Annotated in this window: 30 protein-coding genes; 20 read left to right on the top strand and 10 right to left on the bottom strand. The window is 64.6% G+C overall.

Going from position 1 to position 25,736, the window contains the following annotated elements; genetic code table 11:
• The first annotated feature begins 2 nt into the window (after positions 1–2).
• The 13 genes from nuoN to I4X03_RS13405 all read left to right on the top strand — a co-directional run bounded on the left by nuoN (position 3) and on the right by I4X03_RS13405 (position 10,327).
• The gene (gene nuoN / locus I4X03_RS13465) at positions 3–1,496 is read left to right on the top strand and encodes an NADH-quinone oxidoreductase subunit NuoN (protein ID WP_223468752.1); all 1,494 of its coding nucleotides are present in this window, start codon (positions 3–5) and stop codon (positions 1,494–1,496) included.
• A 3-nt stretch (positions 1,497–1,499) separates the two neighbouring features.
• Positions 1,500–1,802, top strand: coding sequence for a DUF2818 family protein (locus I4X03_RS13460; RefSeq protein WP_223468751.1), 303 nt, complete (start codon positions 1,500–1,502; stop codon positions 1,800–1,802).
• Positions 1,803–1,899: 97 nt separating this feature from the next.
• The gene (locus tag I4X03_RS13455) at positions 1,900–2,460 is read left to right on the top strand and encodes an NUDIX domain-containing protein (RefSeq protein ID WP_223468750.1); all 561 of its coding nucleotides are present in this window, start codon (positions 1,900–1,902) and stop codon (positions 2,458–2,460) included.
• 79 nt (positions 2,461–2,539) lie between these two features.
• Positions 2,540–3,229 (top strand): 2-C-methyl-D-erythritol 4-phosphate cytidylyltransferase, encoded by a 690-nt coding sequence (gene ispD / locus I4X03_RS13450; RefSeq protein WP_370660519.1) that lies wholly within the window; start codon positions 2,540–2,542, stop codon positions 3,227–3,229.
• Between the two features lie 27 nt (positions 3,230–3,256).
• The gene (gene ispF, locus I4X03_RS13445; protein WP_223468748.1) at positions 3,257–3,772 is read left to right on the top strand and encodes a 2-C-methyl-D-erythritol 2,4-cyclodiphosphate synthase; all 516 of its coding nucleotides are present in this window, start codon (positions 3,257–3,259) and stop codon (positions 3,770–3,772) included.
• 97 nt (positions 3,773–3,869) lie between these two features.
• Positions 3,870–5,138 carry an MFS transporter gene (locus I4X03_RS13440; RefSeq protein WP_223468747.1) on the top strand — a complete coding sequence of 423 codons (1,269 nt, stop codon included), beginning with the start codon at positions 3,870–3,872 and terminating at the stop codon, positions 5,136–5,138.
• Between the two features lie 4 nt (positions 5,139–5,142).
• Positions 5,143–5,448: a hypothetical protein gene (locus I4X03_RS13435; RefSeq protein ID WP_223468746.1), complete on the top strand. Its 306-nt coding sequence runs from the start codon at positions 5,143–5,145 to the stop codon at positions 5,446–5,448.
• A 67-nt stretch (positions 5,449–5,515) separates the two neighbouring features.
• Entirely contained in the window at positions 5,516–6,067 is a 552-nt protein-coding gene (locus tag I4X03_RS13430; RefSeq protein ID WP_223468745.1) for an NADPH-dependent FMN reductase, read from the top strand.
• 7 nt (positions 6,068–6,074) lie between these two features.
• On the top strand, positions 6,075–6,500 hold the full coding sequence (locus tag I4X03_RS13425; RefSeq protein WP_223468744.1) for a VOC family protein: 426 nt from the start codon (positions 6,075–6,077) through the stop codon (positions 6,498–6,500).
• Positions 6,497–7,384, top strand: a complete 888-nt coding sequence (locus tag I4X03_RS13420) for an ion transporter (protein ID WP_223468743.1) — start codon at positions 6,497–6,499, stop codon at positions 7,382–7,384. The genes I4X03_RS13425 and I4X03_RS13420 overlap by 4 nt, the downstream gene beginning before the upstream one ends.
• Positions 7,385–7,434: 50 nt before the next feature.
• On the top strand, positions 7,435–8,085 hold the full coding sequence (locus I4X03_RS13415) for a potassium channel family protein (RefSeq protein ID WP_223468742.1): 651 nt from the start codon (positions 7,435–7,437) through the stop codon (positions 8,083–8,085).
• Complete coding sequence (locus I4X03_RS13410; protein WP_223468741.1) at positions 8,082–9,440, top strand: TrkH family potassium uptake protein; 1,359 nt, start codon at positions 8,082–8,084, stop codon at positions 9,438–9,440. Before I4X03_RS13415 ends, I4X03_RS13410 begins: the two co-directional genes overlap by 4 nt.
• Positions 9,441–9,697: 257 nt before the next feature.
• Positions 9,698–10,327 carry a phasin family protein gene (locus tag I4X03_RS13405; protein ID WP_223468740.1) on the top strand — a complete coding sequence of 210 codons (630 nt, stop codon included), beginning with the start codon at positions 9,698–9,700 and terminating at the stop codon, positions 10,325–10,327.
• 125 nt (positions 10,328–10,452) lie between these two features.
• Here I4X03_RS13405 and I4X03_RS13400 read toward each other — a convergent pair whose 3' ends face one another.
• Positions 10,453–11,202, bottom strand: coding sequence for an SDR family NAD(P)-dependent oxidoreductase (locus tag I4X03_RS13400; RefSeq protein ID WP_223468739.1), 750 nt, complete (start codon positions 11,200–11,202; stop codon positions 10,453–10,455).
• Between the two features lie 91 nt (positions 11,203–11,293).
• Between I4X03_RS13400 and I4X03_RS13395 the strand changes: the two genes are divergently transcribed.
• Positions 11,294–11,635, top strand: a complete 342-nt coding sequence (locus tag I4X03_RS13395) for a winged helix-turn-helix transcriptional regulator (RefSeq protein ID WP_223468738.1) — start codon at positions 11,294–11,296, stop codon at positions 11,633–11,635.
• Positions 11,636–11,638: 3 nt separating this feature from the next.
• Here the strand turns inward: I4X03_RS13395 and I4X03_RS13390 are convergent, their stop codons facing one another.
• On the bottom strand, positions 11,639–12,577 hold the full coding sequence (locus I4X03_RS13390; protein ID WP_223468737.1) for an alpha/beta fold hydrolase: 939 nt from the start codon (positions 12,575–12,577) through the stop codon (positions 11,639–11,641).
• 118 nt (positions 12,578–12,695) lie between these two features.
• Here I4X03_RS13390 and I4X03_RS13385 point away from each other — a divergent pair, with 118 nt between their 5' ends.
• A complete protein-coding gene (locus I4X03_RS13385; protein WP_223468736.1) occupies positions 12,696–13,289 on the top strand; it encodes a CGNR zinc finger domain-containing protein in 594 nt (197 codons plus the stop codon).
• On the opposite strand, the gene I4X03_RS13380 is transcribed toward I4X03_RS13385, so the two are convergent.
• The 5 genes from I4X03_RS13380 to I4X03_RS13360 all read right to left on the bottom strand — a co-directional run bounded on the left by I4X03_RS13380 (position 13,282) and on the right by I4X03_RS13360 (position 19,053).
• Positions 13,282–14,496 (bottom strand): acyltransferase family protein, encoded by a 1,215-nt coding sequence (locus I4X03_RS13380; RefSeq protein WP_223468735.1) that lies wholly within the window; start codon positions 14,494–14,496, stop codon positions 13,282–13,284. The genes I4X03_RS13385 and I4X03_RS13380 overlap by 8 nt on opposite strands.
• A 101-nt stretch (positions 14,497–14,597) precedes the next feature.
• Complete coding sequence (locus I4X03_RS13375; protein ID WP_223468734.1) at positions 14,598–15,314, bottom strand: LytR/AlgR family response regulator transcription factor; 717 nt, start codon at positions 15,312–15,314, stop codon at positions 14,598–14,600.
• Entirely contained in the window at positions 15,302–16,357 is a 1,056-nt protein-coding gene (locus I4X03_RS13370) for a sensor histidine kinase (protein WP_223469055.1), read from the bottom strand. Before I4X03_RS13370 ends, I4X03_RS13375 begins: the two co-directional genes overlap by 13 nt.
• A 15-nt stretch (positions 16,358–16,372) precedes the next feature.
• Positions 16,373–17,629, bottom strand: coding sequence for a DUF2254 domain-containing protein (locus I4X03_RS13365; protein ID WP_223468733.1), 1,257 nt, complete (start codon positions 17,627–17,629; stop codon positions 16,373–16,375).
• Positions 17,630–17,643: 14 nt separating this feature from the next.
• Complete coding sequence (locus I4X03_RS13360) at positions 17,644–19,053, bottom strand: DUF389 domain-containing protein (protein ID WP_223468732.1); 1,410 nt, start codon at positions 19,051–19,053, stop codon at positions 17,644–17,646.
• Positions 19,054–19,215: 162 nt separating this feature from the next.
• Between I4X03_RS13360 and I4X03_RS13355 the strand changes: the two genes are divergently transcribed.
• Positions 19,216–19,899: a hypothetical protein gene (locus I4X03_RS13355; RefSeq protein WP_223468731.1), complete on the top strand. Its 684-nt coding sequence runs from the start codon at positions 19,216–19,218 to the stop codon at positions 19,897–19,899.
• 149 nt (positions 19,900–20,048) lie between these two features.
• Positions 20,049–20,369, top strand: a complete 321-nt coding sequence (locus I4X03_RS13350; protein WP_223468730.1) for a hypothetical protein — start codon at positions 20,049–20,051, stop codon at positions 20,367–20,369.
• Positions 20,370–20,479: 110 nt separating this feature from the next.
• On the opposite strand, the gene I4X03_RS13345 is transcribed toward I4X03_RS13350, so the two are convergent.
• The gene (locus I4X03_RS13345; protein ID WP_223468729.1) at positions 20,480–20,851 is read right to left on the bottom strand and encodes a LysM peptidoglycan-binding domain-containing protein; all 372 of its coding nucleotides are present in this window, start codon (positions 20,849–20,851) and stop codon (positions 20,480–20,482) included.
• Positions 20,852–21,413: 562 nt separating this feature from the next.
• On the opposite strand from I4X03_RS13345, the gene I4X03_RS13340 reads away from it, so the two are divergent.
• From I4X03_RS13340 to I4X03_RS13330, 3 genes are read left to right on the top strand one after another with little or no spacing between them, the layout of a single operon-like run.
• A complete protein-coding gene (locus tag I4X03_RS13340) occupies positions 21,414–21,866 on the top strand; it encodes a hypothetical protein (protein WP_223468728.1) in 453 nt (150 codons plus the stop codon).
• Positions 21,867–21,880: 14 nt separating this feature from the next.
• Positions 21,881–22,603 (top strand): hypothetical protein, encoded by a 723-nt coding sequence (locus tag I4X03_RS13335; protein WP_223468727.1) that lies wholly within the window; start codon positions 21,881–21,883, stop codon positions 22,601–22,603.
• The gene (locus tag I4X03_RS13330; protein WP_223468726.1) at positions 22,513–23,268 is read left to right on the top strand and encodes a DUF4214 domain-containing protein; all 756 of its coding nucleotides are present in this window, start codon (positions 22,513–22,515) and stop codon (positions 23,266–23,268) included. Before I4X03_RS13335 ends, I4X03_RS13330 begins: the two co-directional genes overlap by 91 nt.
• 3 nt (positions 23,269–23,271) lie before the next feature.
• Here the strand turns inward: I4X03_RS13330 and I4X03_RS13325 are convergent, their stop codons facing one another.
• Entirely contained in the window at positions 23,272–24,243 is a 972-nt protein-coding gene (locus I4X03_RS13325) for an FHA domain-containing protein (RefSeq protein WP_223468725.1), read from the bottom strand.
• A complete protein-coding gene (locus I4X03_RS13320; RefSeq protein ID WP_223468724.1) occupies positions 24,240–25,703 on the bottom strand; it encodes a trypsin-like peptidase domain-containing protein in 1,464 nt (487 codons plus the stop codon). Before I4X03_RS13320 ends, I4X03_RS13325 begins: the two co-directional genes overlap by 4 nt.
• Between the last annotated feature and the right edge of the window lie 33 nt (positions 25,704–25,736).

The following is a 25,736-nucleotide window of genomic DNA, read 5'->3' as shown; positions in this document are numbered from 1 at the left end:
CTATGAACGAATACACCAATCCTAACCTGGCCCCGGTCTACGCCGAGATCTTCCTGGTGGTGGCGGCATCGGCGATCCTGTTGATCGACATGTTCCTGCCCGCGGCCAAGCGCAATATCACGTACTACCTGACCTTGCTCACGCTGGGCGGCTGCGCGATCTTCTCGTTTGCCGACTTCAACAGCGGCGCGACCGTGTACACGTTCTCGAACATGTACGTGTCGGACCCGATGTCGAGCCTGCTCAAGCTGTTTACCTACCTGACGGTGGCGATGACGCTGGTGTACTCGCGCAGCTACGCGACCGAACGCAACATGATGTCCGATAACCTCGGCGGCGAGTTCTACGTGCTGGCGCTGTTCTCGATGCTGGGACAGATGATCATGATCTCGGGGAACAGCGCGCTGTCGATCTACCTCGGCCTCGAACTGATGTCGCTGTCGCTGTACGCACTGGTCGCGCTGCGCCGCGACCACGCGGTATCGACCGAAGCGGCGATGAAGTACTTCATCCTCGGCGCACTGGCATCCGGCTTCCTGCTGTACGGCCTGTCGATGGTGTACGGCGCCACCGGCTCGCTCGATCTCGGCGAGATCGCCCGCGCTGCCGAATCGGGCGCGGCCAGCCGCACCATCCTGGTGTTCGGCCTGGTGTTCATCGTCGCCGGCCTGGCCTTCAAGCTTGGCGCGGTACCGTTCCACATGTGGGTGCCTGACGTCTACCAGGGCGCGCCAACCGCGGTGACCCTGCTGCTTGGCGGGGCGCCGAAGCTGGCCACCTTCGCCATCGCCGTGCGCCTGCTGTCCGAAGGCCTGGGCTCGATGGCGTTCGACTGGCAGCAGATGCTGATGGTGCTGGCCGTGATGTCGCTGGCAATCGGCAACCTGACCGCGATCGCCCAGACCAACATCAAGCGCATGCTGGCCTATTCGACCATCGCGCAAATGGGCTTCGTGCTGCTTGGCCTGATGTCGGGCGTGGTCGGCGGCGACGCCGCCAACGCGGCATCGGCTTACAGCTCGGCGATGTACTATTCGATCACCTACGTCCTGACCACGGTCGGCACCTTCGGCCTGATCATGATGCTGGCGCGTTCCGGGTTCGAAGCCGAAGAAATCAGCGACTTCAAGGGCCTCGGCAAGCGCAGCCCGTGGTTCGCCACCGTGATGATGCTGATGATGTTCTCGCTGGCCGGCGTGCCGCCTGCGATGGGCTTCATGGCCAAGCTGACGGTGCTCGAATCGGTGCTGTCGACCGGCGCGATCTGGCTGGCCGTGCTGGCGGTACTGTTCTCGCTGATCGGCGCGTTCTACTACCTGCGCGTGGTCAAGGTGATGTGGTTCGACGAGCCGGCTGACGTCTCGGTCATCAGCGCGCCGATGGACATGCGCGTGGTGATGTCGGTCAACGGTATCGCCGTCGTGGCGCTGGGCGTGTTCGCAGGTCCGCTGCTGACCGTCTGCACCAACGCGATGATCACCACGCTTTCGACGTAATTGATGGATGTATCCCTTGCAAGCTGGTTGGTGATCGCCGTCGCTCTGGCGTCCGCCAACCTGCCGTTCCTGACCGAGAAGGTGTTCGGCCTGATTCCCCTGAAGCAGCCGAAACACGCGTTCGTGCGGGTGTTCGAGCTGCTTGTCCTGTACTTTGTGGTCGGCGCCATCGCGTTCCTGCTCGAATCGCGCATCGGTAGCGTCTTCACCCAGGTCAAGGAGTTCTACATGATCACGGTGCCTTTGTTCGTGACCTTGTCGTTCCCGGGTTTCGTCTGGCGCTACCTGCGCAAGCACCGCCACTAGTTCCGTCGTTCCCGCGCAGGCGGGAACCCATGGCGCCTTGGAATATGCTGGTATAGGTTCCCGCCTGCGCGGGAACGACATTTGGATGGAGCCGCGCATGGATTCAAAGCTGAAGGAAACCCGTATCGACGGCGAGATGGCCTATGACGGCCGCTTCCTGAAGGTGGCGAAGGACCGGATCGCGCTCCCGGACGGGAAAATCACCGACCGCGAATACATCAAGCATCCCGGCGCGGTCGTGATCCTGCCGCTGTTCGACGACGGCAGGGTGCTGCTGGAACGCCAGTTCCGCTATCCGCTGGGACGCGAGTTCATCGAATTCCCAGCCGGTAAAATCGATCCGGGCGAAGACACGCTGGCCTGCGCCAAGCGCGAACTGGCCGAAGAAACCGGCTACACCGCGACCGAGTGGCACTTCGTCTGCACCATTCACAACGCCATCGCATACTCCGACGAGCACCTCGACATCTACCTGGCGCGCGGCCTCGCCGCGGGCGAGGCGAAGCTCGACGAGGGCGAGTTCCTGGAGATCTTCACCTCGACCGTGCCGGAGATGCTCGGCATGGTGAAGGCAGGCGAGATCACCGACGTCAAGACCATCATCGGCGCGTTCTGGCTCGAGAAGATCCAAAGCGGCGTGTGGCTGCCGGCCGCCTGAGAAAGCGCGATCCGCCTGCAAATTTTGTGCAGGTGAGGTACAGTCTTTATCGGACTGCCCAAACCACTAGATGACTCCCATGATCCTGCAAGCCCCGCGCTATTTCGCCCTGATCCCGGCCGCCGGGGTCGGTGCGCGGATGGCCGCAGCTACGCCCAAGCAATATATCGCGATCGGCGGAAAGCCGATGCTGCGCCACACCATCGACGCCTTCCTGTCGAGCGAGCTGATCGCGCACACCTTTGTCGTGGTCAGCCGCGACGACGGCCACATCGACGCCGTCCTGCCGCCGGGCGCGGTGACGGTGCTGCGCTGCGGCGGCGCCACCCGCATGGAATCGATCAGGAACGGCCTGGCGGCGCTTGCCGGCATGGTCCAGGGCGACGACTGGGTGCTGGTGCACGACGCCGCGCGCCCGGGGCTGGACGCGGCGCTGATCGAAAAACTGATTACCGCGGTCGGCAGCGACCCGGTCGGCGGCCTGCTGGCGCTGCCGGTGGTCGATACCGTCAAGCGCAGCACCAGCGGCCCGGTCGAAACCGTTGCGCGCGACGGCCTGTGGCTGGCGCAGACGCCGCAGATGTTCCGCTACAAGCTGCTGGGCGAGGCGCTCGCAGCGGCGGTTGACCCGGCGCTCGTGACCGACGACGCCAGCGCCATCGAGGCCATGGGCCTGTCGCCCAGGCTGGTCGAAGGCCACCCCCGCAATCTGAAAGTGACGCTGCCGGCCGATATCCGGATCGCCGAGATGTACCTGGCGGCGTCATGACGACCTCACACTTGGAATGAACCAACCATGGCACTAGCATCCTACAATCCGACCCCGCCGTTCCGCATCGGCACCGGCTACGACTGCCACGCCCTTGTCGAGGGCCGCAAGCTGATCGTCGGCGGCGTCACGATCCCGCACAAGACCGGCCTGATGGGCCACTCCGACGCCGACGTGCTGCTGCACGCGGTGATCGACGCGCTGCTTGGCGCGGCCGCGCTGGGCGACATCGGCAAGCATTTCCCCGACACCGACCCGATGTTCGCCGGCGCCGATTCGCGCACCTTGCTGCGCGAAGTGGCGCACCGCGTCGTCGCCACCGGCTACACGATCGGTAACATCGACGCGACCATCATCGCGCAGGCGCCAAAGATGGCGCCGCATATCCCGCAGATGGTGTCGCGCATCGCCGAAGACATCGGTGTGTCGCCGCAGCAGGTCAATATCAAGGCCAAGACCAACGAGAAGATGGGCTACCTTGGCCGCGAGGAGGGCATGGCGGCCGAAGCGGTCGCGATGTTGATCCGGTCGACGACCGCGTAGCATGGGGGGCACGACGCACCTGCGTCGTGCCCCCCATTGGCGGAGCAGACCTCCCGCGCGGGCGGGAACCGATACACAACAAGAACACGCACCGGCCATGTCCACACAACCCGAAATGACCCCGCGCGCCGCCTGGGCGCTAATCCTCACGGCCTCGGCGATCCTGATGATCACGATGGGCGCGCGCCTGACCTCGGGGCTGTTCCTGTCGCCGATCAATACCGCGACCGGGCTTGGCATCGCCAGCGTCAGCTTCGCGCTGGCGATCGGCCAGTTCATGTGGGGCGCGGCGCAGCCGGTGTTCGGCGCGGTGGCCGACAAATACGGTTCCGGCCGGGTCATCGTGATGGGCGGCGTGATGCTGGCCGCGGGCCTGGCGGCCACGCCGTTCGTGTCGTCCGAATGGGGCCTGATCCTCACCATGGGCTTGTTGAGCGCCGCCGGCGCGGGGGCAGGCAGCTTCTCGATCCTGATCGGCGCCACCGCGCAGCGCCTGCCAGTCCACAGGCGGCCGTTCGCGGCAGGCTTCATCAATGCCGGCGGCTCGTTCGGCCAGTTCGTGTTTGCGCCGCTGATGCAGGCCATTATCGCCAGCACCGGCTGGATCGCGGCGATGTTCACCATGGCCGCCGCATCCTTGCTGACGATACCGCTGGCCTGGCCGCTGCGCACCCGCAAGGCCGCGCCGGCGCCGGCGGCTGCCGCTGACGCCAGCGAGGCCATACCGGCGCCGCCGCCTGCCGCACCCGGCATCGGCCTTGGCGCCCAGGTCAGGATCGCCATGCGCGACCGCAGCTACCTGTGCCTGCACCTTGGCTTCTTCACCTGCGGCTTCCATATCGCCTTCCTGGTCACCCACCTGCCGGGCGAAGTCGCGCTGTGCAACCTGGCCGCCGGCGTGTCGGCGGCCGCGCTGGCGCTGATCGGCCTGTTTAACATCGCCGGCAGCCTGACGGTCGGCGCGCTCAGCACGCGCTACCGCATGAAATCGCTGCTGGTGTGGATCTACGCCGCGCGCGCCGTCATCATCGGCATCTACCTGCTGTCGCCGAAGACTGCGATGACGTTCTATGTGCTGGCCGCCGCGCTGGGCTTCACGTGGCTGGCCACGGTGCCGCCGACGGCCGGCCTGGTGGGCAAGCTGTTCGGCATGCGCTACCTGTCCACCTTGTTCGGCCTGACCCTGCTGTCGCACCAGATCGGCGGCTTCTTCGGGGCCTGGCTGGGCGGCCTGTCGTTCGTCACCTATGGCGACTACACCTGGATGTGGTACATCGACATCGTGCTGGCGATCGGCGCGGCGCTGGTCAACCTGCCGATCCGCGAAGCGAAGGTGGTGCGCGCGCCCGCCGCCGCCAAGGCCTAAGCCGGTGGCACGCGACCTGTACGCCTACCGCGAAGTGGCCCTTGAATCCGTGCCCGGCCCGCACGGCGGCCTGTCGGTCCAGCCGATGGCCGGCCAGGCGTTTGCGCCTAGCATGCGGGTGCAGTGCGCGCGCAGCATGCGCGACCCGGCCCGGTACCCGGCCGGCACCCGCTTCCTGGTCAATGCCAAACTGACCGACCGGCTCGGCGGCAGGCCGTTCCTGTTCGTGTACCACGGCGACCCGGTGGTGGTGCTGACCAAAGCGCAGGCGCAGGCATTTTTGGCCCATTTCCGGCGCGGACGCATCTAGTCTGGCTCCACGATAATGCAAAAATGGTTACTATTAACGTTCTTTACAGACATCGATAAGGAACGTCATGGCAACCAGAAAGATCGCCGTTATCATCGGCAGCATGCGCAAGGAATCGTTCAACCGCAAGGTGGCTAAAACCCTGATGCTGCTGGCCCCGTCCACCCTGGAGATGGAGATCGTCGAGATCGGCCACCTGCCAATGTACAACCAGGACGATGACGACAATCCGCCTGCCACCTACGTCGAGTTCCGCGACAAGATCAAGCAATTCGACGGCGTGCTGTTCTGTACGCCCGAATACAACCGCTCGGTGCCTGGCGTGCTGAAGAACGCGATCGATGTCGGTTCGCGCCCGTACGGCCAGAGCGCATGGAACGGCAAGCCGTGCGCGGTGGTCAGCGTGTCGCCGGGCGCGCTGGCGGGCTTTGGCGCCAACCACCACCTGCGCCAGTCGCTGGTGTTCCTCAACATGCCTGCGATGCAGCAGCCGGAAGCTTACCTCGGCAACATCGGCGGACAGTTCGACGGCGACCAGCTGAACAACGATTCGACCCGCGCCTTCCTGCAGAAGTTCGTCGATGCCTTCGCTACCTGGGTGGAACGCCACGCCGATTGAGTCCGAAATGATTCAGCTCCGCCACATCGACCATGTCGTCCTGCGCGTCGCCGACCTTGACGCGATGGTGCGCTTTTACTGCGAGGCGCTCGGCTGCACAGTCGAGCGCCGCCGGGACGAGGTTGGCCTGGTCCAGCTGCGCGCCGGCAGCGCGCTGGTCGACCTGGTGGCGGTCGACGGCCACCTCGGGCGCCGCGGCGGCGCGGCGCCGGGCAGGGAAGGGCGCAACGTCGACCATATCTGCTTCCGGGTCGAGCCGTTCGACGAGGCGGCCATCCGCGCCCACCTGGCCGCCTGCGGCGTAGCGTGCGGCCCGGCCGAGTCGCGCTATGGCGCCGAGGGCGAGGGCGCGTCGATCTACCTTGACGACCCCGAGGGCAATACGCTGGAACTGAAGGGGCCCGCCTGGGAGGCGGCCGCACCCCTGCCATGAACGACAAACCGACAGCGATTCCGGAGGGATTCGATCCCCTTGTCGAATTCGGCAAGCCCGATACCGGGGTACGGCGCCGCCTGTACACCATCATCTTCGAGGCCGACACCAAAGCCGGGCGGCGCTTCGACCTCGCGCTGGTGCTGCTGATCCTGGTGAGCATCGGCGTGGTGGTGGCCGACAGCGTGCCCTCGATCAGGCAGCGCCACGGCTCCACCATGACCATGCTGGAGTGGGGCTTCACCCTGCTGTTCTCGGCCGAATACATCGCCCGCCTGGCTTGCGTGCGCCATCCGTGGCGCTATGCGACAAGTTTCTTCGGCATCATCGACCTGCTGTCGGTGCTGCCCACCTATTTCGCCCTGCTGGTGCCGGAAGCGGCGGTATTCCTCGACATCCGCATCCTGCGCCTGCTGCGGATCTTCCGCATCCTCAAGCTGACCCATTACGTGGCCGAATACACGATGCTGGCGCGGGCGCTGCGCGCCAGCGGGCGCAAGATCCTGGTATTCCTGTCGGCCGTGCTGATGGCGGTGCTGATTTTCGGCACCGTGATGTATGTCGTCGAGGGCCCCGAGAACGGCTACACCAGCATTCCGATGGCGATGTACTGGGCCATCGTGACGATGACCACCGTCGGCTATGGCGACGTGGTGCCGCATACCACGCTGGGAAAGATGATCGCGTCGTTCATGATGCTGCTCGGCTGGGGCATCCTCGCGGTGCCCACCGGCATCGTGACCGCCGAGATGGCCTCGCTGCGCATGGGGCGCCGGCTGCCCACCACCCGCACCTGCCCGGCCTGCCTGAGCGAAGGCCACGAGCCCGAGGCGAAATACTGCTCGGACTGCGGCACGGCGCTGCCGCGCTACCAGGTCGACTGAGCATGCTATCCTTCTGCCGCGCACAGCTGTGCGTTTGACAAGGAAACTGCATGAAAGGTAATGCCACCGTCATCGGACTCGGAGCGTTCGGTTCGACTGTCTCGCTTGAACTGACCCGCCTCGGGATCGAAGTGCTGGGCATCGACACCAATCCGTCGCGCGTCAGCGCGCTGGCCGACCATCTCGACCGCACCGTGATCGCCGACGCCCGCGACGAGCGCGTGCTGCGCGAACTGGGCGTGCACGAGTCGGATGTGGTCGTGGTCGCCATCGGCGAGGACATCGAAGCCAATATCCTGGCCACGCTGGTGGTCAAGAACATGGGCGCAACCCAGGTATGGGCCAAGGCCCTGAACGCCAACCACTACAAGATCCTCGAGAAACTCGGCGCCGACCATATCGTCAACCCGGAACACGAAATGGGGCTGCGGGTCGCGCGCACCCTGACGTACCCGCACGTGCTCGACTACATCAACCTCGGCGACGACCAGTTCATCTCCGAAGTGCGGGCCTCGGAGTGTTTGCATGGCAAGACCATCGAGGCCTTGCACCTCGTGGAAAACGACATCCAGTGCCTGGTCATCCGCAGCCGCGGCATGGTGATGGCGCCGCCGCCGCCGTCACACCACTTCGAACTCGGTGACCAGATCGTGCTGCTCGGCACTCTGTCAAGGCTGCGCAGGGTCTCGAAGTACCTATGAGGCAGGCACCCGCCGCCACCCTCGCCGGGTTGGTCGAAAAGCGCGTGCGCCGGCTGACCCCGCCGCACGCGCTGATCCTGTCCTTCCTCGGGCTGGCGCTGGTCGGCATGCTGCTGCTTAAGCTGCCGATGGCCAGCCACCATGGCACCAGCTGGGCCCAGGCCGCGTTCACCGCGGTGTCCGCCGCCACGGTGACCGGGCTGGTGGTGGTCGACACAGGTAGCCATTTCACCTTGTTCGGCCAGTCCGTGCTGCTGGTGCTGATGCAGGCCGGCGGCCTTGGCCTGATGACCTTTGGCATGTTCGTGATCTACCTGATGCGCGACCGCATGTCGCTCGGCCACCGCGCCCAGATCAGCGAAGCGCTTAACCAGCCCGGACAGGAAGACATGCGCCACCTGCTGCGCATGATGTTCGGGTTTACCGCGGTCATGGAACTGGCCGGCACATTCTTGCTGGCGATTCAGTGGGTGCCGGAACTGGGATGGCGGCAGGGCCTGTACCACAGCCTGTTCCATGCCGTATCGGCGTTTAACAATGCCGGCTTCGCGCTGCGCGCCGACAGCCTGGTTGCCTACTCGGGCCATCCGCTGGTCAATATCGTCATCTCGTCGTTGTTCATTAGCGGCGGGCTGGGCTTCGTGGTGATTGCCGACGTGATCCGCAAGCGCCGTTTCCGCGAATACGCTCTGCACACCAAGGTCATGCTGGTCGGCACCCTGGTGCTCAATCTGGTCGCCATGCTGGCGGTGCTGGCCCTCGAATACGGCAACCCGGCCACCCTTGGCCAGTTGTCCAGCCTGGGTGACAAGCTGTGGGTGGCATGGTTCCATGGCGCGGCGCCGCGCAGCGCCGGCTTCAACACGCTCGATGTGGCCGGGATGCAGCCCGCGACCTCCTTGCTGACCATGGTACTGATGTTCATTGGCGGCGGCAGCGGCTCGACCGCCGGCGGCATCAAGCTGGGCACCTTCATCGTGCTGGTGCTGGCGACCCGCTCCTTCCTGCGCGCCGACCACCAGCCGGTGGTCTTCGGGCGCAGCCTCGATTCGACCGTGATCCTGCGCGCACTGGCGATCTCGACCATTTCGGTGTTTGGCGTGCTGATCGGCGTCTTCCTGCTGTCGATCACCGAGCGCGGCGACTTCCTCGACATCGCTTTCGAAGGCGTGTCCGCGTTCGCCACCTCCGGCCTGTCACGGGGGCTCACCCCGAATCTCAGCGCGGCCGGGCAGGGCCTGGTGATCCTGATGATGCTGATTGGCCGGGTCGGGCCGCTGACGATTGCCTTCCTCCTCGCAACGCGGCGCAGCGCCGCCATTCAATACCCTAGCGGCCGTGTCAACATCGGATAACGGGAAAAAATTGCACGACTGTACGGCCTGATCCGTTTTCGTCCGCGCCCGGAGACGTTTGATCTTTGTCAAGTCGCGATGGGCGCAGAGGCCTAGCCTTGCAGTTCGTGCTGAAGACGATCTGCCGCGGTCGACCCCGATCGACAGGCAATGCAGTCTTCTCACTTCCCGTCGCGGGGCGGCACACGGCGCACCATTTCCGGTTGCGTGTGTTCCCCTTCGCTGTCATGTTCACACTAACTAATGAGGCGACTCTAATGTTTCCATTTTCCCAATCCGTCACGCCAGCAGTCCGTAGCCATTTCGAAGCGCAGGCAGCGTTCATGAACGACATGTCCAAATCGCTGTTCCGTTCGTTCCAGCAACTGTGCGACCTGAACATCCAGCTGACCCAGACCATGCTGGAAGAAAGCACCCTGGCCACCAATTCGATGCTGACCGCCGATCGCCAGACCGACATGATCAGCGCGACCGCATCGCGCGCCCAGCCTGCTACCGAAAAGCTGCGTGCCTACCAACAGCATATTTCCCGCGTGGCCGCCGACGCCCAGGTCGAACTGGCGCGTGTCACCGAGCAGCACGTGCAGGAAACCACCCGCACCGCGCGCGCACTGGCTGACGAAGTCGCCCGCGTGGCATCGGAAGAAACCGACCGCAGCATGCGCAACCAGCAGGAAACCATGCGTAAGTTCACCGACCCGTTCCGCACCGGCGATGGCCAGATGCGTGGTGACGGCGAGCAGATGCGCGGCGGCGCCAGCATGCAGAGCGGCGGCGCCGGCAGCGCCCAGGGCAGCGCGAGCCAGAGCGAAATGCAAGGCAACATCCCGGTCCAGAGTGGCAGCCAGGCAGGCAAGGGCAGCTCGGCCGGCGCGCGCAGGGAATAAGCTGGCCGTCGCGGCGCCTTGGGCGCGCCGCGCGGCGAATGCGCCGGCACTTCCCCGTGCCGGCCTGCCGGTACCGCCAGCTTGGAGAGGGTAGCGGCAGCCGCCGGCCCTCGGTATGGCGTGGACTAAATTTGCGCTGCGCCGCCATCGACGAACAGCTCGCTTCCATTGACGAAGCTGCTTTCATCGGACGCCAGGAACAGGGCCGCGCTGGCCACTTCGGCCGGGTCGCCCAGTCGTCCCAGCGGCGTGGCCGCTTCCACCATCCTGATCATCTCCTGGTTGATTGCATCATTCGGCGCCAAGTCGTGCCATCCGGGTGTCGATGTCGAGCCGGGCACCAGCACGTTGACGCGGATCTTGCGCGGCGCCAGGTCGAGGATCCAGCCGCGTGCGAAATTGCGGATCGCTGCCTTGCTGGCGCTATAGACACTGAATGCCGGAATGCCGGTCGTCGCGCTGGTCGAGCCGGTCAAGATCACCGATGCGCCGTCCTTTAGCAGTGGCAAGGCCTTCTGCACCGTAAACAGCGTGCCTTTGACATTCGTCGCGAAAGTGCTGTCGAAATGGTCCTCGGTAACGTCGGCCAGCGCCGCAAATTCACCGCCCCCCGCATTGGCAAACAGCACGTCGATGCTGCCGACCTCGCGCCTGACGGCCTCGAACAGGCGGTCGAGGTCGGCCAGGTTGGCGATGTCGCCCTGGATGCCGCGTGCCCGTTCGCCGACCTCGGCCACTGCCGCGTCAAGCGCTTGCTGGCGCCGGCCGGTCATGAATACCAGCGCGCCTTCCTGCGCGAAGCGCTTGGCCGTCGCCAGCCCGATGCCGCTGTTGGCGCCTGTGATCACCGCTACTTTACCGTCCAGCTTACCCATGTCTGACTCCAAAAAAATTGTTTGAGGACTTATTATGGGTCTGAGGTTTCGTTTATACTAGTACCTACCTTTTAGTAAGTGTGGAGAAAACATGGACAGCAGATGTGGCCTGGATGTGGCGCTGCGGATAGTGGGAGGGAAATGGAAGCCGTTGATCCTGTTCCACCTGAACCGCGGGCCGACGCGGTTCGGCGAACTGAAACGGCTGGTGGCGGGCGTCACCGAGAAGATGCTGATCCAGCACCTGCGTGAACTCGCCGATGACGGCGTCATCGTCCGCCACGACTACCGCGAGGTGCCGCCGCGGGTCGATTACGCCCTGACCGATGTGGGGGTGACGCTGGCCGCGGCCCTGGCGCCGCTCTGTGACTGGGGCAACGTCAACCGCGCATGGATCGAGGCGACGTTGCCGGGGAAAGCGCAAGCTGGATGAAGCCTACTGCTTGACGTTGTGGGCAAGGAACTCAAGGATGGCCGCCGTGATGTCGGCGCCATGCGTTTCCAGGGCAAAGTGGCCGGTGTCGAGGAAGCGCACGTCGGCCTTCGGGTTGTCGCGCTTGAACGCTTCCGCTCCCGGCGGCAGGAAGAACGGATCGTTCTTGCCCCAGATCGCCAGGGTCGGCGGCTGGTAGCGGCGGAAGAACTGGTGCAGCTGCGCGTATTGCTTGATGTTGCTGCCGTAGTCGGTCAGCAGGTCTACCTGAACATCGACGCCGATCCGCTCAGTTGCCGCAACGGCCAGCTGATACGCTTCCGGCGCGATCACCGAGGTGTCCTTGACGCCGTGCGTATACTGCCATTTGGTCATTTCCAGCGAGTTGTACTTGCGCAGCGCGGCGCGGTTGGCCGGACTCGGATTTGCCCACGCGGCCCTGGCCTCGGCCCACCCCTCGCTCAGTCCTTCTTCGTAGGCGTTGCCGTTCTGCGAAATGATCGCGCTGATCTTTTCCGGGTTCTTGACCGCCAGGCGCCAGCCGACCGGTGCGCCATAGTCGAACACGTACATGGCGTAGCGGTCCATGCCCTTGGCGACGGTAAAGGCGTCGATCACCGAGGCGAGATTATCGAAGTTGTATTTGAACGCGGTGCCGGGCAGGACGGTCGTCATGCCGAAGCCGGGCAAGTCGGGGGCGATCACATGGTAGCGCGCCGCCAGTTGCGGCATCAGGTGGCGGAACATGTGCGAGGAGGCGCCGAAGCCGTGAAGCAGCAGGATCTTTGGTGCATCCGGTGAGCCGGCCTCGCGGTAGAACACGCTCACTCCCTGCAGTTCGATGCTCTTGTGATGTACCTCGGTGAGTGGATTGGCGGCGCCGGCGCCGAGGGCGGTTCCCAGTACGGTGGCGGCGGCGATCGCTTTGATGGTGGTGTTCATGTTGCTCTCCTTTTGGTTTTAACCTGTATAATTAACTTATTGCGGTTACTCCAGTCCAGAATAGGCTGGGTAATGTAACCTGTCAAGCTTATTTTTAGTGGTTATTAACGGAGGTGGCATGGCGTTGCAAAAAACCAATGCGCAAGCTGGCCCATTCCTGCTGCTCGGCGACCATCCAGCGATGGACATGCTTAACACGCAGGCCGGTACCGGCGACAACGCCGTGGAATTCTGGAACACCGGCAAAGATGTGGCCGACTGGTGCCGCCGCACCGGGCTGGCGGCGGGGACGGACGCGCCGCTCGAAGACGACGCCCGCTTGCTGGCCGATGCCCGTGAACTCAGGGGCATCGCGCGCCAGCTCGTCGAGCAGCGTAAAGCGGGTGCGGAGGTCGACCCGGCGCCGCTGAACCGCTATCTGCATGCCAACCACAGCGCACCGCATATCGGCCTGGATGCCGACGGCAAGCTGCACATGACCCGGACCTCGAACGTCGACCCGGCGACCCGGATGGTCGGCGCGCTGGCCGAAAGCGTCGGGCAGCTGCTGGCCGAAGGCGACTTTAGCCTGGTCAAGCAATGCGAGCATCCCGACTGCGTGCTGTGGTTCTACGACCGCACCAAGGCGCACCGGCGGCGCTGGTGCAGCATGACCCTGTGCGGAAACCGGGTCAAGGCGGCCCAGTTCCGCAAGCGCGCGACGGCTACCTAGCCGTAACAGCAACCGCCGGGACGCCCGAACTTGCGTCGGCCCTGGCGGCCTGCGGCCCAAGCCCGAACAGCGGGCGCAACAGGGATACGCGCCGGACCAGCTCGAATGTGCCGAAGCTGATGCACAGGGTCAACACGGCCAGCGCGGCCGCTTCCGTCACCGGATCCAGGCCCGCCGGCTTGAACAGGTGCGCCATCGATACGATCAGTGTCTGGTGCAGGATATACACGGGGAACACTGCCTCGGTCAGGTAGCGCCGCGCCGCGCTGTCGGCGTTCAGGTGCCGATGCCCGAAGCCGCACGCGGCGACGATGGCGCTCCACCCGCACAGCGCGTAGACCACGCGCTGGACGTTGTACACCTGTTCCAGCAGGGGGCGCTCAATGCCCGCCTCGGGCCAGGCGAACGCCACCACCATCGATGCCCAGCAGGACAGCGCAATCCCGAGTGCCGGCCACCTGATGGCGTCGACGCGTGCCCAGAACAGCGGCTGGCGCGCAAGCAGCGCCCCCAGCATGAACAGCGAGAACGAGTGCGCGTGGTTGTGCCAGTCGTCGATCAGCCCGTGTGTGGTCTCGAAATGCGGCTGCAGGACCAGCTTGAGCACCGCCAGCATCGCAGTTGGCAAGGCAAGGATCTTCCATCCCGTGAGCCAGCCGGCCAGCGTGTCCGACCATGCCGCAAAGCGCGTCCCGGCGCCCTGCATGATCGCAGCGAACACGACCGTGTAGACCCAGAGATACGCGACGAACCAGAGGTGGTTCCAGGTTGGCATGTCGAGGCAATCGGTCGCGCGGCAGAAGCCGCCGTACGAGGTCACGTAAAGGCCCATGAACTCGGCGTAGCTGCCGGCGTAAGCAACTTTCTCGACCACCTCGAAATAGGCTTGCGGCGGCACCACGACGAACATCCCGAATAGCAGCGGCAGCAACAGGCGCCAGCTGCGCTTGCGCAGGAATCCTGCCGTGCCGCTTTTGCCCAGCATGAAACTGGCGGCGACCCCGGACACCATGAACAGCAAACCCAGGCGCCACGGCGAGGACAGCAGCATCAGCGGCTCGATGGCGGGCCCGGCGTGCGGGCTTTTGACGTGCCAGTCGTCGCTGACGTAGTACATGCCGACGTGATAGAAGATCAGCACGAAGAACGCGAGGATGCGGATCCAGTCGAGGAAGAACAGGCGCGAGCCGGGGAGCTTGGTATGCATGGCAGGGAGGCTTGAGTTGATCACCTGCCCAGCTTAAGATGCGCACCGCCGGAGAAAAACCGATATGGGGTGAAACGGGAGGCGGATGGGGCGAACCGGATTCAAGCCTGGCCTTGCAGCCGGTCCATCAGCGCGGCGCGGTACTGGCGGCTGCATGGCACGCGCGCGCCGCCGCGCAGCACCAGTTCGCAGTCGCCCTTGTCGAGCGACACAATGCGCTCGACCAGCTCCGGGCGCACCGCTGCGCGGCGGTGGCAGCGCACCAGGGCGCCGCCCAGCTGCCCCAGCAGGCCAGTGAGCGTCTGGCGCAACAGCGGCTGTGCGCCTGGCGTATGCAACACGACGTAATTGTCGGCAGTCTCGATCCATGCGATGTCGTCCACCTTGACCACCCGTGTGACGCCCCTCTCGCTGACCAGCAATTGCCGCACCGGCAGCGTCGACAGGCGAGGAGATTCGCGTGCGCGCAGCCGGTCCCGGACCCGCGCCAGGGTGCGCTGCAGGCGGTCCTGGTCGTACGGCTTGAGCAGGTAGTCTATCGCGTTGGCGTCGAACGCCTGTAGCGCGTACTGGTCGTAGGCCGTGACAAACACCACCAGAGGGGCGGGCGCTGGCAGCGATGCGGCCAGTTCGATGCCGCTCACCTCGGGCATCTGAATGTCGAGGAAGGCCACGTCCGGCAAAAAAGCCGCGCACTGTTCGAGCGCGTCGACGCCGTCGCATGCGCGCTCGATGGCTGTGATATCCGGTTCCAGTTCAAGCATGCGCTGCAGCTTGTCGCGCGCAGGGCGTTCGTCGTCGACGATCAGCACGCGCATGGCAGCCTCATTTCTGCGCGCACCCCGGCCGGCGCCAGCTGTTCCAGGGTGAGGACGGCGCTGTCGCCGTACAACACGGCCAGGCGCTGGCGCAGGTTCCTCAGGCCGGTGCCGCTATCGAGGTCGGCTGGCAGGACGCCGCCATCGTCGGTCACCGATACCAGCAAGCGGCCGTGCTGGCAAAGGGCGCGCACGACGATGCCGGTTGGCTGGCGGCGCAGTTCGACGGTGTGCTTGAACACATTTTCGAGCAAGGGCTGCACGCTCATCACTGGCACATTGCAGACAAGCGCGTCTTCGGCGATATCCCATTCGAGCGCGACGCGGCCGGCAAAGCGTTCCTCCATCTCGCGCGCGTAGGCGCGCACCAGGCGCAGTTCGGCAGCCAGCGTGGTCTCCGGCTGTTCGCCCGCGTCCAGGGTCGCGCGCAGCACCTCGGCCAACTGGATCAGGGTGGCGTCGGCCTTGTCGACGTCCGAGCGCATCAGCGACGAGACGGTGTTCAAGGCGTTGAACAGGAAGTGCGGCTGCATCTGCTGCGTGAGGCGCTGCAACTGGGCCTGGCGCATCAGGGTCCGCGATTTTTCGGCGCGCAGTTTTTCTTCGAGCAGCTCGTGGTACGACAAGATGCCAAACCGGATCAGCGTGAACATGCCGGCAAACACGGTGATGCGCAGCGACTCGTAGAAAAAGGTGTCCAGCCAGGGTTCGTGCTGGTATTGCGCGCCAGCCAGGGCATAGGCGGCGTGGCGCAGCCCGAACGCCAGCGGAACGAAGGCGATCCAGTACACCGGCAGCCACAGCGCCTGGATGGCGAACCAGCGCCATGGCGTCGCCAGCAAGTGGTTGAAGCGGGCGCTGGCCCGGTGCTGCAGCAGCACCAGCACGGTGGCGGTGACCATCGACGAGCTTTCCCACACCAGCGGCTGCCAGATGGCGGTGCCGCCATCGCGCACGTAATCCTGCACGGCGACCGAGACCATCAGCACCCAGAACAGCAACCAGCCGATGGCGACAACCGCTCTGGTGCGCGTTGGGTGCATCACGCGGACGCTGTGCTACTTGCTCGGCGCGCCGGCCGTGGCGGCCTGGCGCACCGCTGCCAGGTCTTGCGGCAGCGTCAGCGCCAGCTCGGCGCGCGCCAGCGCGAGGTCGGCGTGGGCGCGCGCCGCGGCGCGAATGGCAGGGTCGCTGTCGGAGCCCAGCGCCGCCAGCGCCTGCTGCAACAGCACGCCGATTTCCACCAGGCCGGCGCCGTCGCGCGCGATCGCGGTAAAGGCGTCGTCGAACATGTCGCGCGCCGACACCGGCACCACGCTGACCCGGTCATGTGGCGTCTTGTGCTCGCGCTCCTCAGCGTCCACGGGGCGGCTCGACAACAGGCGGGTCAGGGTGGTGATGATGCCGATCGCGGTGCCGGGATCGTTGACGGCCGGGGACAACGCGCGGCCGGCGATTTCCCCCAGCGCCACCAGGCCGAAGCGCGGGTCGTGGTCGTACTTGCGCACCGGCCCCATGGTGAAGGCGGCGGCGACCGGCGCCGTGTCGATCGCGCCGCCGTCGTCGCTGCTGACCATCGCGACGGCGCGGCCCGGCAATACCATCGTGCCCGGGATGGCCCAGACGGCAATCCGCAGCCGCTTGTGCTCGGCGTGCTGCTGCAGCGCTTCGGTGTCGATGTCCTGCACGTAGCCGACCATGTCCCCGAACACCGGTTCGCCTTCCGTCCAGCCCGGATTGGGGGGCACGCCGCCCCTGGCGGGGTCGCGGCGGTAGCGTTCCAGCGCCGCCGCGGTGGCTTGTTCCACCTTCGCCACGACCGATCCGAGCCGGCCGAGGCGGGCGATGCTGTCGACCCAGCGGGTAAAGGTGAACACGACAAAGGCCAGCACGGCCAGTGTCAGCGCAAACAGGGAAAAGCGCCCGGCCTGGCCGTAGTAGCCGTTCATCAGCGCGATCAGGGCGACCACGCTGAAGATGAACGCCCCGACGAACGTCGACAGCGCGTTTTGCGACACGTCGTCGGCCACCACCAGCGGGAACGCGCGCGGGGTGGCGGTGTTGCCGGTGGCGCTGTACGCGGCCACCATCGAGGCGACCGCAAAGGTGGCCACGCCCATCATGCTGGCGGCGAGGATTTTCAGCAGGTCCTCGATCGATTCGCGGCTGACCTCGGGCACATGCCAGCCCATGACGGTGGCGTCGAGCGCGCTGGAGAGCAGGGCGGCGCCGATCGACAGCAGCGAGACCACCAGCGGCTTGACCCACAGGCGTTCGCGTATCGATAACAATAACTGCTTCAGACGTGGATACATATAAGGTCCCTTGGTTAGCCGCGCCGCGCGCGTTTCGGCGGCGTCGGCGCTGGTGGCGGCGTCAGCTGTACCAGCCGCACATTGGCGCCGCCGAGGCGTATTCCCAGCCCGACCCGGATCCGTTCGAGGTCGGCTTCGGGGAGGGCCGGCGTGGCCTCGACCATGACCAGCGTCAGCTGCTGGGCGGCCGCATCGGATTTACCGGCGCTGGCGCCGGTGGTGACCGTGAACTGGGTGATGGCGGGATACTGGGCCATGGTCTCGGCGATGATCCTGCCATGCTCGGCTTTTACTTCTTCGAATTTGGCCAGCCGCAGCGACATCGCGTCGAGCTTGGTGGCGCGGTCCTGCAGCTGCTCGGCCGTGCTGACGACCAGGTCGCGCCGCAGCTGGTCGCGCAGCGAGGCCAGGTCGACTTTCTCGTTGCCGACGTGGCGCACCACCAGCCTGGCGTTGAGGAAGCCTGACCGCTGCAAGTCGTGCGACAGGCGCTCCTGGACGCTGGCAGCCAGTTCGTCGCCGCCGATCGTCACGGCCACCCGGCGCAGCGGCACCGACACGTCCTTGGTCAGCAGGATGGCACCTGGCTGGTTGTCGAGTTCTCGCAGCACTTCCTTGCTGGCGGCCAGGAACACCTGGTCCTGCACCAGCCGGTAAGCCAGGAAGCCGCTTGGAATGGCCAGCGCCAGCACCGCCAGCGCGATCGCGAAGTGGGCGCGGTTCTGCAGGCGCTTGTCGGCCTCTTCATGCTCGGGAAAGCCCATCAGCTTGACGAACACATACGTCGACAGCGCGATGAAGAAGGCGTTGATCAGGAACAGGTAGCTCGCGCCGAGGAAATAGTCCCAGTGCAAAGTGGCCAGGCCATAGCCGGCGGTGCACAGCGGCGGCATCAGCGCCGTGGCGATGGCCGCGCCAGGAATGATGGTCGACTCGTCGCGCCGGGTCTGGGCGATGATGCCGGCGCAGCCGCCGAAGAAGGCGATCAGCACATCCCACAGCGTCGGGGTGGTGCGCGCCAGCAGTTCCGACTGGGCGTGTTCCAGCGGGCTGACCATGAAATACAGGGTCGAGGTCACGATGCTGAGGACGGCGAAAATGGCCAGGCTGCGCGCCGCCGTGCGGATCAGGCGGTAGTCGCTGATGGCGGCGCCGTAGCCGATGCCGAGGATCGGCCGCATCAGAGGCGAGATCAGCATGGCGCCGATGATGACCGCGGTCGAATTGACGTTCAGGCCGACCGATGCGATCAGGATGGCGAAGATCAGCACCCACATATTGGTGCCGCCGATCCGCACGCCGGAGCGGATGGTGTCGTCGATGACGGGGAATTCGTTCTGGTCCTGGCGCAGGTCGAACAGCTGCTTCATTTTGTCGAGCATGGTGCGGGCTTTCTTGTTGACGGTCTTGTTCCTCCCGCGCATGATATCACCGGCCTGTGCCATGGACGCCGCAGGATTGCGCGCGCAGAAACGGTGTATTAATAGCTTTGGCTAGATCGAAGACCGGCTGTGAGATGCTTGCACCTCATTACAGCCTTTAATCGGTCGGCTTCAGGAGTGGGCATTACTATCATAAGGACGACTATGCGCGAGAAAGCATTACTTTCGCTGCTTGCCTTGCCGGCGTTGGCATGTGCGGGTGCTGTACCAGACAAGCTGACCGCTGCATCCCAGCGGCCACTCATCGCCGAATGCGAAAAGCTCAAGCGCCAGAGCGACCGGGATAAGTGTATTGAGGTTGCTGTCGCGTCCTTGGCTGCGCGTCCGGTTCCAAGGCCGACGAGTTCACAAGGCGGCGCGAAACCGGATGCGGTGCGTAGGGCTGCCGACGTGTTATCGGCGGTACAGGATATTCCGGGTTTGGCGACCAGGGGTATAACTTTTAAGGACTATATGCCTTATGTCCAGGGCCTTGCCATTGCCATCGATCGCTTCAGGGCGTCCGCTGTAACGGATCAGGAAAAGGAAGCAGCCGACCGTTTAGGTGAGGCACTGACCGCGATGCGCGACGCGCGCTGGTATTGGCAGACCGATATAAATTTCTTCGCACGCAATAGCTCAACCAAATACCCAGGAGGTATGCCGATTGAACTTGCTGGCACCGAAGCGATTATTTCAAAGTATGACGTCCCCACCCAGAAGGCTGGATTATGGAACGCGAAGCCCGGTGCGCATCGCGATCAGGCGCTAGCGGCAATGTGGCGTTACGCGTCGGATCGGGTCGATGAAGCGCGAGCCGCGCTAGCTACTGTCTCGCAGTCACGCTAGTCATCGCATGGGGACTGTTGCGATCCCGACGGCGCGAATAGGTCACGCGCGCGGACTCGGAACAGATCTGAATAGACTGGACCTTCACTGCTAGACTGCTCTCGGAACAGAAGCAGGCGTAACGTAGTTCGGAAAAAAGGGGCGCGACCATGAACATGAACGTCGCCAGCATGAAACCTGCATGCATCACGGCGCCAGGGGAGGACGCCGCTCGACAGCGCCTGCATGGGTGGCAAACCGCCGGTCAGATGCCGTGCTTCAGCTATACCCGCACAGTGGGCGGCTTGGTTCTGAGCGGCCGCGGCCGAATCGCGACCTCGAGCGCGACGGCCCTGACAATCGATGCGCTCTCTTCGTCGCTTTTCGTCGTGCTGGACGATGCGACGTTCGACGACACTCCGCAGATTTTCTTCACCCCCGACCTCGGCGGCCACTTCCAGCTGCACGGTATCGGTACCGGCCTGGGCTAGCACGACTGGCTGTTCTTCTCAGAAGAGGCGGTACCGAACGCCGCGCTGCTTCATCGCAATAGCGCGACATAGTCACAGTGCCGCCGCACTTCCGATCGAAGCACTCACGCTTATGGAGCAGTCAGCCTCAGCTTCTTGCCAACCTGCAGTTCCTTGGGATCGTCCACGTTGTTCCATTTTGCGAGATTACCGTGGGCGATCCCGTTTTTCTCCGCGATAGTCCACAGGGTGTCGCCTTTTTCCACCACGTACATACCATCGCCGCTACCCTGGGTCGCGCCGGCACCCGATGCGCCTACTGCGCCCGTTCCAGGTGCTGGTACCACATCGGCGTTCGTGGTGGGTGGCGGCACGGTTGCAACCACGGCAGGTGCCTCGACTGGCGCTACCACGGCAAGCTCCGAAGCGGCCGCCGCAGGTTCTTCTTTCGTACATGCGCCCAACAAAGCAACACAAGCCAGTGCAGTCAGTAATTTTTTCATATCGTTCCCCTTTAGAAAGTTTGAAAGGACGTGCCGCCCCAAGAGAGCAATACGCCTCAGGCGTCCTGACGATGCGACTGCACCGGGAACGCGACTCCTTTGCCAGTATGTTCTCCTACCGAGCTTTTCAGGGACGATTGCGCAATAATCGTGATTTTCGTCCATCGTCTATAAAATTCTGGCATCTACACCCATCGCGTGCGGCATCCGACGCGCTGTACGAACCGAACCTGAAGAGACGGCAGGTATCTGGGTGCCGCTTGCAGGCGCCTTACCGGGGGGCAAACTATCCTTACGCATGGTATTTCCCTGCTGAAATGTTGCTTTAATTTCTATTTGGGCTCCAATGTCTGCCCCAGACGTTTCGCCCGCCTCCTTGTATCAGTGATACGGGCTCGGCAGCTACACGCTGGAAGCGGCGGTCCGCACTGGCGGCGACGACTATGCCGCCACCGCATCCACGTCCGCCGCTTTCACCCGCAATGGCGCCGTCACGGGCCGCTTTGAAACTGGCGGCGATGCGGATTGGTTCCGTTTCCGGGCCGAGGTCGGCGTTCACTATGTGTTCAATTCGATCGGCCCGGGGTTCGGGTCGGAGCAGTCGCCATATGTCTTCCCGTCCAACCTGCGCATTGTCGACGCCACCGGCCGCGAATACGGCCACCCCGGATCGTTCGACCCGATTGTCAGCGGCGACTATTATCTTGAGGTGCTCGGTTTCAGGGCGGGCGACTACCAGGTCGTTCAGAAAACCTGGAATGACGACTTTCCTGACACCCCAGCCACCGCCGGCGCTCTCCCGGCCGGTGGGCGCGCCAGCGGCGTTATCGGCTATGAAGCCGATATCGATCCGTTCCGCGTCCAGCTCGATGCCGGCGGCTTTTACACGTTTACCCTGACCGGCGACCTGAACTATTACCAACTTAAGCTGACCGGGCCAGGTAATGCTCACTGCCTTATGCGCTTGGGAATACCGATGGGGACGGGCTGGTGCTTACGTTCCACCCCAGCGTGAGCGGCGATTAATACTTGAACGTGTCGCATATGCTGCAAACTCGCCCGTTGGCGACACCGCTGCAGTATGTGATCGCCGTAAGCCCCAAGGTCACAGACGATGTCGGCGATACCGCCGCCGATGCTGCGCCGGCCACTGTCGGCATCAACATGGCGGGGCAGTTGCAGGCCGCCTCGGATATCGACGTCTTCAAGTATTCACTGATTGGCGGCGTGAAGTACGCGTTTGCCGTGCACGCGGGCAAAGGCACGGAAGATGGGCTGACGCTGCGATTTGAAGACGTCAAGGGCATTCAATACCTGCGCGATAACGCGAATACGCCCGGCCTCGTGACCCTGGCTGCCGGCCCACAACCCTGGCTTGGCTTTACCCCGCCAACCAGCGGCGATTACTTCGTCAGCGTTGCGACGGGCGCCTACAGCGCGCACGACTACCTGATCAAGTCCTTGTCGCTTAACGGCGACAGCGTCGGTCCGGTGCTGGTCGCCTCATCCCATCCTGCGGGGGCTAGCGGTGTGCCGCTGGCGGCACGCCAGCTCACGTTGACGTTCGGGGAACCGATCAAGATTGTCGACCGATCCGCCATCAAGCTTACCAACAGCAAGGGCGAGGCGATGTCGGTCGACAATGTCCCGTTTACTTCCCGATGCAGGTCGACAACCAACTGCTCTACCATCTCTACGACGTGTTCCTGCAGCCTGATACCTACACGCTGTCGCTGCCGCGCTTCGCCTTGACAGACCTGGCCGGCAACCCTTACCAGGGCATTGAAAGCATGAGTTTCACGACGGTGCTGCCGGTCACGGCACGAAGCGCCGGGAATGACTTGTTCCTCGGCGGCGAGGGACGCACGCTGGACGGCGGCGCGGGCATCGACTCAGTGCTGTATGGCGGGCGCACGAGAGCTGAGTTGATCACACGCGATGGCGCGAACGCGACAGTCACAAGTGCCTCCGGCGGCGTCGACACGCTGGTCGACGTTGAACGGCTGCTCCTCGATTACAAGGGCTATGCGCTGGACATCGACGGCAACGGCGGCCAAGCCTACCGCCTGTATCAGGCCGCGTTTCATCGCGTTCCCGACTTCGCCGGCGTCGGCTACTGGATATCCCGGCTCGATGAAGGCATGCCATTGCAGGACGTCGCCGCTCAATTCGTCGCCAGTGGAGAATTTAAGTCGCTGTATGGCGCGGCGCCGACCGATGCGGCATATATCGATCTGCTGTACCAGAACGTGCTGGGCCGTTCGCCGGACACGCCGGGCTGCAGTTATTGGGAGAAGGTTCTGCAAAGCGGCTACCCGCGGGAAGGGGTATTGCTGCAGTTCAGCGAATCGGCTGAGAACAAGGCCGCGCTGATTGGCGTGATCGGCAATGGCTTTGAATACACGGTGTACGAGTAACCACTAATCGGCTGCAGCCCGTTCTTCTTCGACCTTCCTGATCCGCTCGGCATCGATGCGCGCCTTCATGGCCGCAGCATCGGCCATGAACTGATCGATGCTGCGGTCCTGGCTGGCCCGCAACTCCGGCGGCAGCAACAGCGGCATATACAGATGGTCGGCCGCGCGGCCGCTGGTTTGCAGGTTGCCGACCAGCGTCAGCCCCGATCCTAGCAGCGCGAGCAGCGCGCAGCTGGCGGCGAAATGGCGCCGCCGCTGCGGCCTGACGGTGCCGAGGTGGAAGTACACAGTGACAGCAATCAGTGCAATGGCCACATGCATGCCGTAGCGAACCAGCCATTCCAGCGACCAGGCGTAGGCGATGATGCTCGACAGTACTTTGTACAGGCCGATGGCGGCCAGGCCGCAACCGAAGATGAACAGATGCCGGCCAAAGCGCGCGTGGCGCCCGAACAGGCGGTTGGCAAACGCCCATCCGCCGGCCCAGACCAGGCCGGCCGCGATGCCGTAGGCCAGCCCTTGGAGCACGCGGCTGAGCTGGAAGGGCCGCGCGTCATTCAGCAACGCGGTGGCGAGCGCGACGATGCCGATCAACAGCATGCCCACCGCTCCCGGCAGCGCACCTTCCCAGCGGTGCATGGTGCGGTCGACCAGCTCGGGCGGCACCGGGAAATCGGCGCCGCGCACGCGCAGGCTGGTGTGTCCCAGGCGAATCACGGTGTCGCCAGTCAGTTCGAGGCTGTGCTGGCGTTTTCCTTTGTAGACCACGCCGTTCCTGCTGCCCAGGTCGCGCAGCACCAGGCGGCCGTCGTCGCCGCCCTCAATCAGCGCGTGGCGCGGCGCCGCATACGCGTCGTCGAGGATGAAATCGTTGTTGTAGCCGCGGCCCAGCCTGATCGGCAGGCTGTCCACCTGGTGGCGGTGCAGCACGTCGCCGTTGCGCGCCAGCGTCTCGATAAAAAACGGCCCCTTCATCGCTGGCCGCTCCGCCCCAGCGCGGCCAGGAAGGCCCGCGTGGTGCGCAGGCCGTTCTCGTACGACACGCCGGTGACGTCGAGCCGGCTTTGCAGGCTGGCGCGCGCATCGTCGGTGCTGGCGGTGAGCAGGGTGAAGTTGTACAGGCCTTCGAACTTGCGGTAGGCGCGCACGCAGGTCACCGCGCGCAAGGGCAGGGTTTTGGTGGTGACGAAACTTTCCGTGCACTTCGGTTCGGTCAGGCGGGCGTCGCGCGCACTGCCCGGCTTGTCGGCCTTGAACACGCCGCTGACCATGACGGCAAAGCGCACCGGGTCGAGGCTGGTGGCGCGGATGTAGTGGTGGACCATCGAGACATGCCCGGTCTGCTGGGTTTCCGACACGAACACGGCCGACTCCATCGAGCAGGCGATGGTATCGGCGTTGAAGGTCGCCAGGGCCTGGTCGTTCGAGCGGCCCCAGCAGCGTACCTGGCCCGATTCGCGCACCGGCACGTGGTAGGGCCCCATCATCTTGAGCGCCAGCGGCTGCTCGAGCAGGCGGTCGATCATGCCGCGCTGGTGACTCAGCAGTTGCTGGGCGATCAGCGGGTTGAAGTCCTTTGGGGCGCGGGCCTGGCCGGCCACCTTGTCGAGCAGTTGCTGGGCGTAGCGGATCGGCACCAGGAAACTGACCAGCTCGCCGTCCCTGCGGCGCGAGACATTCACCCCCGCCACCTTGCCGTCGGCCGTAACGCTGGGGCCGCCGCTCATGCCGGAGTTGATCGGGCCGGTAAACATCAGGTGATCGTAGAAGCTGCGTGTGACGATGCCGTTATAGGCGCCTTCCGAAATCGCGAAGCCCAGGTCGAGTGGGTTGCCGAGCGAGTACAAATACTGGCCCTGGGTCAGCGTCGACCTGGTGGGGATGGTGAAGAAGCCGCTGCCGAAGCGGTCGACCCGCACCACCGCCAGATCGTGCAGCACATCGACCGCCAGCAGCTCGATCGGTCCGCTCTTGCCGTCGGTATCGATGTACTCGCCGCTGTAGGCATTCGGTTCGAGCGCCATCTGCGACACCACGTGGTAATTGGTCAGCACCAGGTTGCTGGTGCCCACCAGGAAGCCCGAGCCGACGGTCGACTGGCTGCGCCCGCTCTTGAGCAACATGCGAATCTGCAACAAATCGCCCTTCGCCGCCGAGTACACTTTCTGGGCCGCCGATGAAGGCTCAGGCAGGGTGGTGTCCTGGTCGGTTTCGGCGTCGGTGGCGGGCGGAGTGGCCCCAGGCGGCACCGCGGCGGGCGGGATCACGCCCTGGGGAACCGGGGTCGGAACGGGGGAGGCAGCGGAGGACGGCGTGGCGGCCGGAAGGGATGGCGCGGCGGCAGCGGCGGCGCCCGGCCTGGCCGGCTGGGCAGCGAGAGCCAGCGCGCCAGCGACGCACAGCAGCGCTGCGGTAATCGATCTTTTTATGCGCATTTGAGGGGAGCACCATGGCTAACTTGCCCCCAA

This window comes from Massilia soli, assembly GCF_016809835.1.
In the GTDB taxonomy this organism is placed as follows: Bacteria; Pseudomonadota; Gammaproteobacteria; order Burkholderiales; family Burkholderiaceae_D; genus Telluria_A; species Telluria_A soli.
The sequence above is the reverse complement of the archived record's forward strand: the minus strand, read 5'-3'. Positions and strand labels throughout refer to the sequence as shown.

What these genes read in the sequence shown, in the direction of transcription:
- nuoN (WP_223468752.1), top strand. Translation starts at nt 3, where the DNA reads ATGAACGAATACACCAATCCTAACCTGGCCCCGGTCTACGCCGAGATC.
- I4X03_RS13460 (WP_223468751.1), top strand. Translation starts at nt 1,500, where the DNA reads ATGGATGTATCCCTTGCAAGCTGGTTGGTGATCGCCGTCGCTCTGGCG.
- I4X03_RS13455 (WP_223468750.1), top strand. Translation starts at nt 1,900, where the DNA reads ATGGATTCAAAGCTGAAGGAAACCCGTATCGACGGCGAGATGGCCTAT.
- ispD (WP_370660519.1), top strand. Translation starts at nt 2,540, where the DNA reads ATGATCCTGCAAGCCCCGCGCTATTTCGCCCTGATCCCGGCCGCCGGG.
- ispF (WP_223468748.1), top strand. Translation starts at nt 3,257, where the DNA reads ATGGCACTAGCATCCTACAATCCGACCCCGCCGTTCCGCATCGGCACC.
- I4X03_RS13440 (WP_223468747.1), top strand. Translation starts at nt 3,870, where the DNA reads ATGTCCACACAACCCGAAATGACCCCGCGCGCCGCCTGGGCGCTAATC.
- I4X03_RS13430 (WP_223468745.1), top strand. Translation starts at nt 5,516, where the DNA reads ATGGCAACCAGAAAGATCGCCGTTATCATCGGCAGCATGCGCAAGGAA.
- I4X03_RS13425 (WP_223468744.1), top strand. Translation starts at nt 6,075, where the DNA reads ATGATTCAGCTCCGCCACATCGACCATGTCGTCCTGCGCGTCGCCGAC.
- I4X03_RS13420 (WP_223468743.1), top strand. Translation starts at nt 6,497, where the DNA reads ATGAACGACAAACCGACAGCGATTCCGGAGGGATTCGATCCCCTTGTC.
- I4X03_RS13415 (WP_223468742.1), top strand. Translation starts at nt 7,435, where the DNA reads ATGAAAGGTAATGCCACCGTCATCGGACTCGGAGCGTTCGGTTCGACT.
- I4X03_RS13410 (WP_223468741.1), top strand. Translation starts at nt 8,082, where the DNA reads ATGAGGCAGGCACCCGCCGCCACCCTCGCCGGGTTGGTCGAAAAGCGC.
- I4X03_RS13405 (WP_223468740.1), top strand. Translation starts at nt 9,698, where the DNA reads ATGTTTCCATTTTCCCAATCCGTCACGCCAGCAGTCCGTAGCCATTTC.
- I4X03_RS13400 (WP_223468739.1), bottom strand. Translation starts at nt 11,202, where the DNA reads ATGGGTAAGCTGGACGGTAAAGTAGCGGTGATCACAGGCGCCAACAGC.
- I4X03_RS13395 (WP_223468738.1), top strand. Translation starts at nt 11,294, where the DNA reads ATGGACAGCAGATGTGGCCTGGATGTGGCGCTGCGGATAGTGGGAGGG.
- I4X03_RS13390 (WP_223468737.1), bottom strand. Translation starts at nt 12,577, where the DNA reads ATGAACACCACCATCAAAGCGATCGCCGCCGCCACCGTACTGGGAACC.
- I4X03_RS13385 (WP_223468736.1), top strand. Translation starts at nt 12,696, where the DNA reads ATGGCGTTGCAAAAAACCAATGCGCAAGCTGGCCCATTCCTGCTGCTC.
- I4X03_RS13380 (WP_223468735.1), bottom strand. Translation starts at nt 14,496, where the DNA reads ATGCATACCAAGCTCCCCGGCTCGCGCCTGTTCTTCCTCGACTGGATC.
- I4X03_RS13375 (WP_223468734.1), bottom strand. Translation starts at nt 15,314, where the DNA reads ATGCGCGTGCTGATCGTCGACGACGAACGCCCTGCGCGCGACAAGCTG.
- I4X03_RS13370 (WP_223469055.1), bottom strand. Translation starts at nt 16,357, where the DNA reads ATGCACCCAACGCGCACCAGAGCGGTTGTCGCCATCGGCTGGTTGCTG.
- I4X03_RS13365 (WP_223468733.1), bottom strand. Translation starts at nt 17,629, where the DNA reads ATGTATCCACGTCTGAAGCAGTTATTGTTATCGATACGCGAACGCCTG.
- I4X03_RS13360 (WP_223468732.1), bottom strand. Translation starts at nt 19,053, where the DNA reads ATGCGCGGGAGGAACAAGACCGTCAACAAGAAAGCCCGCACCATGCTC.
- I4X03_RS13355 (WP_223468731.1), top strand. Translation starts at nt 19,216, where the DNA reads ATGCGCGAGAAAGCATTACTTTCGCTGCTTGCCTTGCCGGCGTTGGCA.
- I4X03_RS13350 (WP_223468730.1), top strand. Translation starts at nt 20,049, where the DNA reads ATGAACATGAACGTCGCCAGCATGAAACCTGCATGCATCACGGCGCCA.
- I4X03_RS13345 (WP_223468729.1), bottom strand. Translation starts at nt 20,851, where the DNA reads ATGAAAAAATTACTGACTGCACTGGCTTGTGTTGCTTTGTTGGGCGCA.
- I4X03_RS13330 (WP_223468726.1), top strand. Translation starts at nt 22,513, where the DNA reads ATGCAGGTCGACAACCAACTGCTCTACCATCTCTACGACGTGTTCCTG.
- I4X03_RS13325 (WP_223468725.1), bottom strand. Translation starts at nt 24,243, where the DNA reads ATGAAGGGGCCGTTTTTTATCGAGACGCTGGCGCGCAACGGCGACGTG.
- I4X03_RS13320 (WP_223468724.1), bottom strand. Translation starts at nt 25,703, where the DNA reads ATGCGCATAAAAAGATCGATTACCGCAGCGCTGCTGTGCGTCGCTGGC.